Annotated in this window: 3 protein-coding genes; all 3 read left to right on the forward strand. The window is 37.5% G+C overall.

The window, feature by feature from the left end; genetic code table 11:
- From CFPU101_RS00335 to CFPU101_RS00345, 3 genes are read left to right on the forward strand one after another with little or no spacing between them, the layout of a single operon-like run.
- Positions 1-7611, forward strand: coding sequence for a non-ribosomal peptide synthetase (locus CFPU101_RS00335; protein ID WP_206813361.1), 7611 nt, complete (start codon positions 1-3; stop codon positions 7609-7611).
- The gene (locus tag CFPU101_RS00340; protein WP_206813362.1) at positions 7608-10760 is read left to right on the forward strand and encodes a non-ribosomal peptide synthetase; all 3153 of its coding nucleotides are present in this window, start codon (positions 7608-7610) and stop codon (positions 10758-10760) included. The genes CFPU101_RS00335 and CFPU101_RS00340 overlap by 4 nt, the downstream gene beginning before the upstream one ends.
- Positions 10753-15135, forward strand: a complete 4383-nt coding sequence (locus tag CFPU101_RS00345) for a type I polyketide synthase (RefSeq protein ID WP_242577697.1) — start codon at positions 10753-10755, stop codon at positions 15133-15135. The genes CFPU101_RS00340 and CFPU101_RS00345 overlap by 8 nt, the downstream gene beginning before the upstream one ends.
- Positions 15136-15138 lie beyond the last annotated feature (3 nt).

Here is a 15138-nt window from a genome sequence, read left to right on the forward strand (position 1 = left end):
ATGGAAAATATTGAAGATATTTATGAACTTTCTCCATTACAACAGGGAATGCTTTTTCACACGCTTTATTCGCCTGAATCTGGGGTGTATTTTGAGCAACGTAGTTGTTTACTGCAAGGAAATTTGAATGTTACTATCTTCCAAAAAGCTTGGCAATTAGTTATAGAAAGACACGCTGTTTTACGGACGGCTTTTTATTGGGAGGAAGTCGAAAAACCTTTGCAAGTTGTTTATAAAACAGTTGAGTTACCTTGGATAGTAGAAGATTGGAATAGTGAAGACGAAGAAAGATTAGAAACTTTTTTATTAGCCGATAGAAAGCGAGGTTTTAATCTCAATGAAGCTCCTTTAATGCGATGTGCTTTAATCAGAGTTGGGAAAAATGCTTATCGTTTTGTTTGGAGTCATCATCATCTTTTAATGGATGGTTGGTGTAATGGTATTCTCTTAAAAGAAGTATTAGCATTTTATGAAGCTTTATTACAGAATAAAACACTAACTTTGATTCCGCCTCGTCCTTATCGAGATTATATTTTATGGTTACAAGAACAAAATTTAGAAAAAGCTGAAACCTATTGGAGACAATCTCTTCAGAGTTTTACAGAGCCAACAAAATTAAGCATTAAGTTATCAAAAAAGCAAGAAAGTTATCAAGAAGAAAAACTAAATTTATCAAGCTCTTTAACAACTAAATTACAAGCTTTTGCTCAAGAGAATCGTTTAACACTTAATACCCTTATTCAAGGTGCATGGGCATTTATTTTAAGTCGTTATAGTAATGAAAATGATATTCTTTTTGGTGCAACAGTATCGGGTCGTCCTCCTACATTAACAGAAGTTGATTCAATTGTTGGTTTATTTATTAATACTTTACCTGTACGAATTAAAATTAATTCAGATGATTTAATTTTCTGGTTACAACAACTTCAAGTACAGCAAATTGAACGGGAACAATATTCTTATAGTTCTCTTATTGATATTCAAGGTTGGAGTGAAGTACCAAGAGGAATACCTTTATTTGAAAGTTTACTTGTTTTTGAAAATTATCCAATTTCTTTAGAAACTATTTTACAAGAATGGAATGGCATTTTAAAAATTAGTGACACTAAAGGGTTTGAACAAACGAATTATCCTTTAACCTTATCCGTTATTCCAAGTTCAGAATTATCTCTACACATTAGTTATGATGTCGGTTGTTTTGATGCTGATACCATTAAACAGATCTTAGAGCATTTAGAATTAATTTTATCGACAATTGCCACTAATCCTCAATCAATTCAAGATTTACCTTTACTCACTCCATCTGATGAACAGAAATTATTCATCGAGTGCAATAATACTAAACAAGTCTATTTATTAGACAAATGTATTCATCAGTTATTTGAAGAACAAGTCGAAAAAACACCAGATGCGATCGCTGTTATTTTTGAAGATCAAACACTAACTTATCATCAACTCAATCAAAGAGCGAATCAATTAGCTAATTATTTAAAATCTTGTGGAGTTAAACCCGATGAATTAATCGGAATTTTTTTAGAACGCTCTCTCGAAATGATTATAGGATTATTGGGTATCCTTAAATCAGGATGTGCTTATATTCCATTAGATCCAAACTATCCAAAAGAACGATTAGATTACATCATTCAAGAGACACAAATTAAAGTTCTATTAACTCAACAAGATTTAATTCAAAACACTTATCAAATACCAGTTATCTTTTTAGACCAAGCTTGGGAACATCTTTCATCCCATAGCGATAGTAATTTAGATCTTTCTTTACACTTTAATAATTTAGCTTATATTATTTATACTTCAGGCTCTACAGGAAAACCCAAAGGTGTGATGATCGAACATCGTTCATTAGTTAGTTTTACACAATGGGCAATTAAACACTATCAATTAACTTCAAATGATAGAATTTTACAGTTTGCGACGATTAGCTTTGATGTCGCAGCAGAAGAAATCTATCCTTGTTTGTGTTCGGGTGGAACTTTGGTATTACGCACTGATGAGATGTTGTCAGATGTAACGAAATTTATTCAGAAATGTCAGGAATTGGAAATAACTGTTTTAAATATACCGACTGCTTATTGGTATCAACTCAATACCGTTTCAGAATTTCCATCTAGTTTACGCTTAGTCATCATTGGGGGAGAAAAAGTTATATCATCACACAATAACTTAAATAGTTCTACTCAGTTAATTAATGCTTATGGACTGACTGAGACTACAATTACTTCCACGACTTATACTATAGAAAATAATTTATCAGAAATTCCCATTGGTAGAGCGATCGATAATGTTCAAACTTATATAGTCGATCGCAACTTACAACCTGTTCCCATTGGTGTAGCAGGAGAATTACTCATTGGTGGATTACACTTAGCAAGAGGTTATTTTAATCGTCCTGATCTTACAGCAGATAAGTTTATCCCTAATCCTTTTACTCAGTTTAATGGAGAAAGGTTATATAAAACAGGAGATCAAGCACGATATTTAAGTGATGGTGATATTGAATATTTGGGTCGTTTGGATAATCAGGTCAAAATACGGGGTTTTCGGATTGAATTAGGCGAAATCGAAGCAATATTAAACCAACATCCAGACATTCAAGAAGCGATCGTTCTTACTTATGATCAACAGTTAGCTGCTTACATTGTTACACATCAGGCTCTCACTGTCTCTGATTTACGCCATTTTCTGAGGGAACAATTGCCAGAATACATGATACCTGCTTATTTTGTCTTTCTGGAATCATTTCCACTAACAGTTAATGGTAAAATCAACCATCGTCAACTTCCGACACCCGTTCCCAGTCGTACAGATGAAGTGACTTATCTTGTTCCTCGTACTCCAGTTGAAGAAATTATTACAGGAATTTGGGGGAGTGTTTTAGGAATAGAAACCGTCGGGGTAGAAGATAATTTTTTTGAGTTGGGGGGACATTCTCTACTCGCTACTCAGGTTATTTCTCGTTTGCGGGATGCTTTTAATACAGATATATCTCTGAAAGATTTATTTAACTCACCTACCGTTGTCGGTTTAGCGCAAAAAATCGAATTATCTCAACAAAAAGAATCAATAACGCCGATTTTACAAATTAATCGAGAACAAGATTTACCTTTATCCTTTGCTCAAGCTAGATTATGGTTTCTCGCTCAGTTAGAACCTGATAATCCTTTTTATAATATTGCGATTCCGATTCGGATACAAGGAAAATTACAAGTCGATGTTTTAGAGCAAAGTTTCAATAAAATATTACAGCGACACGAAATCTTACGAACGACTTTTGAGACAAGAGACGGTAAACCAATACAGGTGATCTGGCCTAAAGTTAGATTCAATTTAGATATTTTTGAATCTCAAGAACCTATTAAAGAACTTGCACTCAAAGAAGCACAACACCCTTTTATTCTTGATCAAAGTCCTTTACTAAGGGTAAAAATTCTGCGTGTGAGTGAAACCGAGCATATTTTGTTCTTAACCCTACATCATATTATTGCTGATGGTTGGTCGTTGGGCATTTTGGTACGAGAATTAGCCGCATTGTATCAAGGAAAAGCTTTAGAGCCATTATCGCTACAATATGCAGATTTTGCATCTTGGCAGAGAGAATATCTACAAGGACAAAAACTGGCAACTTTACTGAATTACTGGAAAGAACAATTACACGATGCTCCAAGTTTACTGGAATTACCAAGCGATCGTCCACGTTCTGCTATACAATCTTTTCGTGGGGCTAGATATAAGTTTAAGCTTTCTGGACAATTAACAGACGCTCTAAAAACCCTGAGTCAAAAGTCGGGTAGTACCTTGTTTATGGTGCTGTTAGCCACTTTTTCGACCCTACTCCATCGCTATACGGGAAGTAGTGATCTGGTGATTGGTTCTCCTATAGCCAATCGTAATCGTTCGGAATTAGAGGCATTGATTGGCTTTTTTGTCAATACTTTGCCTCTTAGAATTAATAGTGCAGGAAATCCGACGTTTGAGGAATTACTGCAGCGAGTACGTCAGGTTAGTTTAGATGCTTACAATCATCAAGATTTACCTTTTGAACGTATTTTAGAGGGGCTGTCTGCGCCACGTCCCTCTGGAATGCCGCCCACAGGTGACGGCATCGGGGACTCACCTGCGGGCGCAGCTTGTACGCCCCGTGACTACTTGCAGCTTGAACGTTCTTTAAGTTATTCTCCATTATTCCAAGTGATGTTTGTTCTGCAAAATACACCGATGGAAAAGATTGAAGTAGCGGGGTTGACGTGGACACCGTTAGAATTAGAAAACGGTACCGCTAAATTTGATTTAACGATAACTTTAGAAGAAACGGAGCAGGGGTTAGACGGCGTTTTCGAGTACAATACAGATTTGTTTGAAGCAGCTACAATTCATCGGATGGCTGGATGTTTCCGTACTTTGCTATCTGCGGTTGTTGAAAGTCCAGAATTACCGATATCTGAGTTACCTTTATTGAGTAAAGCGGAGCAAAAACAGTTATTACTGAGTTGTAACGAGACAAAAACCGATTATCCGAAAGATTTGTGTATTCACCAAGTATTTGAACGACAAGCGACTAAAACACCCGATGCGGTTGCGGTTGTGTACGAAGAACAACAATTAACTTATCGAGAACTCAATCAACGCGCTAGACAATTTGCTTCTATCTTACAACAGCAGAGAGTTACGACAGAAACTTTGGTAGGGTTATGTGTCGATCATTCTTTTGATCTTATTGTGGGAATGTTGGCTATCCTAATGTCTGGAGGGGTATACATTCCCATCGATGCAACCTATCCCCAAGAGAGAATCAATTTTATTGTAGAAGATACAGGATTAACTCTGGTTCTGACTCAACATCAATACATTACCCAGTTTTCTAACATAAAATGTCTCTGTTTAGACTCTGTAGGAGTTTGGTTGCCAAACCCTGAACCACAAAAAAATGTACTAATTAATAGTACGCCGCAGCCCGACAACTTAGCTTATATTATGTATACTTCGGGTTCAACGGGGATACCGAAAGGGGTTTGTATTCCACATCAAGGAATTGTGCGCTTAGTCAAAGAAAATAACTATATTCATTTTGGGTCGGATGAAGTTTTTTTACAAGCAGCACCGACATCTTTTGATGCAGCGACTTTTGAGATTTGGGGAGCATTACTCAATGGGGCAAAATTAGTTTTATTACCCTATCATCAACCCTCTTTAGCTCAATTAGGAGAAGCCATCATACAATACCAGATTACAACACTCTGGCTTACTGCGGGTTTATTCCAACTGATGATCGATGAACAATTAGACAGTTTAGCATCCGTTCGTCAATTACTTGCAGGTGGGGATGTTCTATCGAGGGTTCATGTACAGAAATTCCTACACAGATATCCTAATTCTAGATTGATTAATGGTTATGGCCCAACAGAGGGAACGACTTTTACCTGTACTGCTGATCTTAAATTAACAGATGATGCGCTTCCGATTGGTCATCCAATTTCTAATACACAAGTTTATATTTTAGATTCCTATCTACAACCTGTCCCTATCGGTGTTGCGGGTGAGTTGTATATTGGAGGAGATGGGTTAGCTAGAGGTTATTTGAATCGTTTTGATTTAACCGCAGAAAAGTTTATCCCAAATCCTTTTATTAAAGGTCAACGATTGTATCAAACTGGAGATAGGGTACGATATTTACCCAATGGTAATATTGAATATCTCGATCGCTTGGATCGTCAAGTCAAAATTAGAGGGTTTCGGATTGAATTAGGGGAAATTGAAGCGATATTAAACCAACACCCAAAAGTCAAAGAAAGTGTTGTTATTGTTCAAGAGCGTTTAATTGCTTATGTTGTTCCCAGTCTAGAGCTAACATCTTCAGAGTTACGGAGTTTTGTGAGTGAACGATTACCCGATTATATGATACCTGCATTTTTTGTTCTACTGGATAGTTTACCCCTAACCAGTAATGGCAAAATCGATCGTATAGCTTTACCCTCCCCTGAAATCACGGTTTCTGATGATGTCCCTCATACAGTAATTGAAAGCAAATTAGCCAAAATTTGGTCAAATCTGCTCAATTTAGAAACGGTTGGCATTCACGATAATTTTTTTGAATTGGGAGGAGATTCTATCTTAGCCATACAAATCGTAGCACGAGCCAATCAAGCAGGTTTACAGATTACACCCAAACAAATCTTTCAGTATCAAACGATCGCGGAACTTGCTACAATCGCAGGTACATCAAAAATTATTTCAGAACAAGGTTTAGTTACAGGTTTAGTTCCCCTGACACCGATACAGCATTGGTTTTTTGAGCAAAATTTATCTAACCCTCATCATTTTAATCAAGCGGTTTTACTCGAAGTTAAATCTGAACTGAATTTATCTTATCTTCAACAAGCTTTAGAACATCTATTCCTACATCATGATGCTTTACGGTTGCGCTTTGAATATCAGTCGGGTGAATGGCAACAGGTCATTAGTAACGAAATTCCCAGACTAAATCTCAATGTATCTAATTTAAACGAAATTGAAACGAGTGCCAATCAATTACAGCAAAGTTTAGACTTATCGAGTGACTTAGTACGAGTTGCTTGTTTTGGTTCTCGTTTGTTATTTGTCGTTCATCATTTAGTTATTGATGGAATTTCTTGGCGAATTTTACTCGAAGACTTACAGACAGCATATCAGCAACTAGAACGAGGGGAGACAATTCAATTACCTTCTAAAACCACTTCTTTTAAACAATGGTCAGAATCTTTACAAGAATACACTGATTCAGAGACAGAAAGAGAGTATTGGCGTACACTTCTATCTAATCCTGTATATCCATTACCTGTAGACGAAAGGGGAGAAAATACCATTGCTTCGAGTGATACGGTTACGGTTATTCTAGACACTGAACAAACTCAAGCGTTACTGACAGAAGTTCCCCAAGCATACAATACTCAAATTAATGATATTTTATTGACTGCTTTGGTACTCGCATTCAAGAAATGGACAGGAAATTCTACTTTACTCCTTGACTTAGAAAGTCATGGTAGAGAAACCATTTTTACAGAAATTGATGTCTCGCGTACTGTGGGATGGTTTACATCTATTTTTCCCGTTTATCTAAATTTAGAAGACGAAACCTTAGAAAAAGCCATTAAAACCATTAAAGAACAACTGCGTCGCATTCCCAATCAGGGAGTCGGCTATGGTATATTAAACTATATCAAATCCTCAGATTCTATTCGATCGTCAAAGGCTGAGGTGAGTTTTAATTATTTAGGTCAATTTGATCAGATGTTGTCAGCTTCTCCTTACTTTAATCTAGCTCAGGAGTCTACAGGTTTATCTTCTGCTTTACAAAATCAGCGACGTTATTTGTTAGAAATTAATGGAATGATTCGAGACAAACAACTTTATCTGAATTGGACATATAGTAAAAGAATACATGAGCGCACAACTATCGAAAATCTAGCTCAATATTTTCTCACGAGTTTACAGGATTTAATCGAATATTGCCAATTAGACGCAGGAGGTTATACCCCTTCTGATTTTACTTTAGCTCAACTCGACTCCGAACAATTAGACGCAGTGATGATGATGGTAGAATTTGAGGGGGAATCATGAAGAATATTACTGATATCTATCCGCTTTCTCCGCTACAACAGGGAATGTTATTTCATAGTCTGTATGCACCTCATGGAGGTAGCTATATCATACAGATGAGTTATGAAATTGAAGGAATTATAGATAAAATAGCCTTTGAACAAGCTTGGCAACAAGTAATTAACCGACATTCTATCCTACGAACGGCTTTTGTGTGGGAAAAGTTAGAACAACCGTTACAGGTGGTAGGGCGATCGGTTAAAGTGAGAATAGAATATCTAGACTGGCGAAATATTTCTAATTTTGAAGAACAATTAAAAGAATTTCTACAACAACAACGTTCAGACGGGTTTAATCTCTCTAAAGCACCTTTAATGCGTTTAACCCTCATTCAAAAAGCGGAAAACGTCTATCAATTTATTTGGTGCTATCATCATTTATTATTGGATGGTTGGTCGGTTCCTTTACTAATTCAAGAATTCCTTGCATTCTATCAGGGAAAAAGCATCAATTTAGAACCTTGTCCTTATCGAGATTATATCGCTTGGCTACAACAACAAGATTTAGGGAAAGCAGAACGTTTCTGGAAAGACAATCTTAAAGATTTTACCGTTCCGACTTCTTTAAACAACACACATTACACCGAAAGTCAAGAATCTGTTTACAAAGAGCAACAATATCAGTTTTCATCAGAATTCACTACAGAAATACAAACCTTTGCAAGACAACATCAATTAACCCTCAATACTATAATCCAAGGAGCTTGGGCCTTATTATTAAATTGTTACAGTGGCGAAGATGATGTATTATTTGGTACAACAGTATCAGGGCGACCAACGGATTTAGCGGGTTCTGAGGGAATGATTGGGTTATTTATTAATACTTTACCTGTGCGTGTAAAAATTCCCGTTCAGACTTCTGTATTATTTTGGCTAAAACAATTACAAAATCAACAAATCGAACGCCAACAATACGCATATAGTTCATTAGTGGATATTCATCGAGTTAGTGATGTTCCTCGGAATTTACCGTTATTCGAGAGTTTGGTGATTTTTGAAAATTATCCCATTGAACCTACGCTATTACAATTGTTTTTAGAAATTCGCAATATCCAAACTACCGAACAAACGAACTTTCCTTTAACATTGTATGCGATGGTCAATCCACAGCTAACCCTTAGAATGTTATATGAGGATAGTCGTTTCACATCAGATGAGATTTGTCGGATGATGGGACATCTAGAAACAATACTTTTAAATATAGTTAGAGAACCTAAACAACTTTTATCAGAAATCTCATTACTTACCCCTGGTGAACAACAGTTTTTAAGAGAATGGAATAATACGCATACTGAATATCCACAAGAACTTTGCTTCCATCAGCTATTTGAACAACAAGTCAAAAAAACACCCGATGCTATTGCTGTTGTTTTTGAACAAGAGACATTAACCTATCGAGAACTAAACGAAAAAGCAAACCAACTCGCTCAATACTTACTAAATCTTGGCGTAAAATCAGAAAGTATTATCGGGATATATCTAGAACGTTCACTCTTAATGGTTATCACACTTTTAGGAATTCTTAAATCGGGTAGTGTGTATGTACCACTCGATCCAACTTATCCCAGAGAACGTATCACATTCATGCTAGAAGATTCTGGGTGTTCTATCATACTTACTCAGCAAAAGTTTGTCACCACCCTACCCAACCATTCCGCAGCAATAATTTGTCTAGATAGCGACTGGGAAGAAATCATCAAACAGAGTCATTGTCATCTTTTCCATCAAATAGAATCAGATAATCTAGCTTATATTATTTATACTTCGGGTTCAACGGGACAACCGAAAGGTGTGCAAATTTTGCACAAAGCTTTGGTTAATTTTCTGACTTCCATGCAGCAAACTATACAACTGAGCGAAAATGATAGTTTAATCTCCGTAACGACTTTATCCTTTGATATTGCCGCGTTAGAATTATTTCTCCCGCTTATCGTGGGTGCTAAAGTAGTTTTAGTCAGTCGAGAAGTCACTATTAATGGAATACAGTTACAAGAAATCTTGAAGACGGGAATAACCATCATGCAAGCAACCCCCGCAACATGGCGATTACTATTAGAATCAGGATGGATGGGACAAGATTTAAAAGTGCTTTGTGGTGGAGAAGCATTAGACAATAAATTAGCAGAACAATTACTTAAACGGAGTCGAGAAGTCTGGAACCTTTACGGGCCAACAGAAACAACGATTTGGTCATCCGTGTATCGTTTAAATGATGCTTCGGTTTATTTAGGTTCTCCCATTGCGAACACAGAATTTTATGTCTTAGATAAATACCTTAAACCTGTACCCATAGGTGTCACTGGAGAATTATACATTGGAGGTGAGGGACTAATGAGAGGTTATCTTAATCGTCCTGATTTAACAGCCGAGAAACTTGTTCCCCATCCCTTTGAAAAATCAAAACGTCTCTACAAAACGGGTGATTTAGTCAGATATACAGGACAAGGAAAGGTAGAATATCTCGGAAGAAGCGATTATCAGGTGAAATTAAGAGGTTTTCGCATTGAACTAGCGGAAATTGAAGCAATCTTAAACCTACATTCTAAGATTAAAACTTCTGTAGTAGTAGTGCGAGAAGATAATTTAGTCGCTTATCTGGTTGCTTGTGATGTAACAGTATCAGAGGTTCGTGACTTTCTTGCCGAAAAACTTCCCCTGTATATGATTCCATCTAGTTTTGTCTTTCTCGATGGACTCCCCCTAACCCCTAATGGTAAGATTGATCGCAAGGCATTACCAACACCAGAGAAAGTACGTCCAGAAATAGCGGCAACTTATATCATGCCACAAACAGAAATCGAAAGGACGATCGCGCAAATCTGGCAAACGGTCTTACAGTTGGAGAAAGTCGGAATACATGATAATTTTTTTGAATTAGGTGGACATTCCTTATTGATGGTGAGGGTTTATAGTCTATTAAAAGAACAGTTTGCAACCGAGATGACGTTAGTCGATCTATTTCGCTATCCTACGATTAGTAGTTTGGCTGAATATTTTCGACAGACGACACAAGAAACCTCATCAGTTGAAACCCAACAGCAACGAGAAGCAGGTAAACAAAGACTACACCAACGCAGACAGCAACGAGAAATGATGAATCAAAATGGATAACTCAGTGATGAAAACGAATGGTTTAGAAATTGCAATTATTGGGATGGCGGGACGTTTTCCAGGGGCGAAAAATATTGATGAATTTTGGTACAATCTTCAGCAGGGAATAGAGTCGATTCATGTTTTTAGTGATGAAGAACTCCGAAAAAACGGCGTAGATGAAGCATTAATTAATCATCCCCAGTATATTAAAGCAGGTGGGTTCTTAGACGGGATAGACTTGTTTGATGCGGCATTTTTTGGGTTTAATCCCAGAGAAGCAGAAATTCTTGACCCCCAACACCGTTTATTTTTAGAATGTGCATGGGAAGCTTTAGAAAATGCAGGGTATGACTCGGAAAACACATCGGGAACGGTTGGAGTCTATGCAGGGACTGCGATGAATGGTTATTTGTTCAATCTGTATACGAATGCTACGATAAGAAATTCAGTTAACCCCTATCAGCTTTTTCTCGCGAGTGATAAAGATTTTCTCACCACTAGAGTATCCTATAAACTGAATTTAGAAGGGCCAAGCGTCGATATTCAAACTGCTTGTTCTACATCTCTAGTCGCTGTACATATAGCCTGTCAAAGTTTGCTGAGTGGTGAGTGTGATATTGCTTTAGCAGGGGGTGTCGCAGTATCCAGAAACGAAGGTTATTTGTATCAAGAGGGGGGAATTTATTCATTTGATGGTCATTGTCGGGCTTTTGATGCCAAAGCACAAGGAACCGTCGGGGGAAATGGTGTCGGTATCGTCGTCCTAAAACGATTAGAAGATGCGCTCGTAGATCATGATACCATTCAAGCAGTGATTAAAGGTTCCGCTATTAATAATGATGGTTCCCTCAAGGTAAGTTATACGGCCCCTCGCATTGATAGTCAAGCTAAAGTGATTCGTACCGCGATGGGGATGGCAGAAGTTGAACCCGAAACGATATCTTATATTGAAGCACATGGAACAGGAACCGCATTAGGCGACCCCATCGAAATCGCTGCCTTAAGCCAAGTTTTCCGCAAATCTACCGAAAAAACGGAATTGTGTGCCATTGGTTCGGTAAAAACCAATATCGGACACCTTGATGCAGCAGCAGGAATCGCTAGTTTAATTAAAACGGTTTTAGCCCTTAAACATCAACAAATCCCCCCTAGTTTACATTTTAGTGAAGCTAACCCCCAAATTGATTTTAAAAATAGTCCGTTTTATGTGAATCAGAGCTTGACAAAATGGAATAAAGATGTAACGAGGGCGGGTGTTAGTTCCTTTGGTATTGGGGGAACAAATGCTCATGTTATTTTAGAAGAAGCACCTCAATTAGAAAGAGAGAAGTTACAAGACAAATATCAGCTTTTGGTACTTTCAGCGAAAACACCAACTGCTTTAGAGACAGCAACGACGAATTTAGTCGAACACTTTAAAAAACATCCCGACCTTAATCTAGCAGATGTCGCTTATACCCTTTCTCTCGGAAGACGCGCTTTTGAACATCGTCGCATGATTGTCGGTCAAAATTTAGAGGATATGAGAGACGCTTTAGAGACACGTAACCCTGAACGAGTTTTTACCCAATCTTCTAGTCAGCGTTCTGTAGTATTTATGTTCTCTGGTCAAGGCAGTCAGTATCTAAATATGGGTAGGGAATTGTATCAGCATGAACCTATTTTTAGAAAAACAGTTGATGATTGTTGTGAGAAGTTGAAACCCTTTCTAGAAGAAGATTTACGAGACATTATTTATTCTGATTTGGGTGGGGATACATTACAGCAAACCCAATATGCACAAAGCGCGTTATTTGTGATTGAATATGCTTTAGCCCAACTGTGGATGTCTTGGGGTATTTATCCCGAAGCAATGATAGGTCATAGTATTGGGGAATATGTCGCTGCTTGTCTGAGTAGTGTTTTTTCCCTTGATGATGCGTTAGAACTCGTTGCATTGCGGGGTAGGTTGATGCGGCAACAACCGATAGGGGAAATGCTTTCCGTTTCTCTATCCGAAGCTGAAATCCAACCTTGGTTAAACGATGAGATATCTTTAGCAGCGATAAATTCCCCTTCTGCGTGTGTTGTTTCTGGAACTCAAAAAGCGATCGCTACTTTATCTGATTCTCTCACAAAAAAAGAGATTTCTTGTCGTCGATTACATACCTCTCATGCGTTCCATTCTCCAATGATGGAACCTGTTGTAAAACCGTTTATCGAGAAAATTAAACAAATTCAGCTATATCCACCCAAAATCCCCATCATTTCTAATGTGACTGGAACTTGGTTAACGGGGATGGAAGCGACGAACCCTGAATATTGGGGTAAACATCTCCTTTCTACGGTTAGATTTGCCGATGGAATTGCCGAATTAACCCAAGAACCTCAACGCATTTTTTTAGAAATTGGCCCAGGCAATACGTTAGGTATTTTGTCTAAACAGCCGATTTTTTCATCTCTGCGTCATCCTAAACAAGAATCATTGGATATTGGGTTTATTTTGCATACTTTAGGGAAACTTTGGAGTAATGGAGTTAAGGTTAATTGGAAAAATTTCTATAGTAACGAACATCCTTTTCGTATTCCTTTACCTACCTATCCCTTTGAAAGACAGCGTTATTGGATAGATGGGAGTCGGGAGATACCATCAGAAGTTAAAGCTGATTTAACTAATTGGTGTTATGTTCCATCATGGGAACGGGATTTATTACCCGAAGCATTAGAAAAAGAGAAAATACAAAAAGCTTGCTGGCTAATTTTTCTAGATTCTCTCTTAATTGGGGCTAAAATTGCCCGACAATTAACATTATTAGGTCAGGATGTAATTACAGTAGCCATCGGTGAATCCTTTACAGAACTAGATTACCGCGCTTTTGCCATTCATCCCAATCAAAAAGAGGATTACTTTGCTTTACTAGAAGATTTAAGCTGGAGAGAACTTAAACCCGATTATATCTTGCATGGTTGGGGAATGACGGAGGAACAGACTTCATTTACCCAGTTTCAAAAACAAGGTTTTTATAGCTTGCTGTTTTTGATGCAGGGACTCGAAAAATATAAAATGACCACATCACTACAGATGACGGTTCTTACTAATCATCTCCATGATGTCATCGGTGGTGAAACCCTTCATCCTGAAAAAGCAACTCTTTTAGGACTGTGTAAAGTGATACCTCAAGAGTATCCACAGATAACGTGTCGCAATATAGATATTATCTCAGATTTAGAGAAAATAGACCAGCGCATTTTAACCGAATTACTCACACCAACTGATGATACAGTAATTGCCTATCGGTTTAACCATCGTTGGCATCAAACTTTTAAACCGATTTCTTCAAACAAAACAGTAACATTAAAAGAAAATGGCGTTTATCTAATTATTGGCGATTTAAACAACGGTTTAGGTCATGTTTGGGCGGAATATCTGCCTAAAACCGCTAAATTGATTTTAATTGGTCACTCACCCATAACCCAATTAGCAACAGAACATCTATTTGTCCCCGCAGATATCACCAATGAAACCGAACTGAGAAACGCTTTAGAACAAGGTGAAACAAAATTTGGACAAATTCAGGGAGTCTTCTACTCTACACCGATGAGTAATTCTGATGGAACCTCCCCCTTACAACTTCTCAATATGTCCCAATGCGAATATAACTTTAAAACGAAAGCTGATGGGTTATTCGTTTTAGCTAAGATTTTACAAAACAAAGAAATCGATTTTTGTTGCTTACAATCTTCCCTATCTTCTATTATCGGTGGATTGGGTTTAGGTGCCTATGCTGCGGCTAATTGTTTTATTGATGCTTTTGCCATAAAACAAGGATGGTTAAGTATTAACTGGGATGCTGTACAATTTGACCAGAATATAGAATTAAATCAGAGTTTTGGAGCAAGTTTAGCCCAATTTGCCTTAACACCGTCGGAAGTTTGGCAAATGACACAACAAGTTTTAGCAATAGGTTCAGCAAATCAAGTCATTATTTCCAAAGGGGATTTACAGTCGCGCTTTTTACCCACTCAACCGACGTTAGAAGATAATCAACAACATTCTAGACCCAATTTATCAAATGATTATATTGCACCTCGAAACGAGATAGAACAAACAATTGCTGAAATATGGCAAGAAATTTTAGGACTAGAAACCGTTGGTATTCATGATAGTTTCTTCGACTTAGGAGGACATTCACTGCTTGCAATACAAGTTTTGTCCCGTTTACGAGAAACCTTAAATGTCGAATTATCGATGAGTGATTTATTATTCGATACTCCAACCGTTGCGGGACTCGCTGAAGTTATCGCCGAAAAACAGCCAAAAACAGAAGAATTACAAGAGATTGCAGCACTTTTAGCCGAAGTTCAAGGACTCTCATTAGAAGCAATTCAACAACAACTCACCGATAATCATTAAAAA

The organism is Chroococcus sp. FPU101 (assembly GCF_017312365.1).
Lineage (GTDB): Bacteria > Cyanobacteriota > Cyanobacteriia > Cyanobacteriales > Microcystaceae > Chroococcus.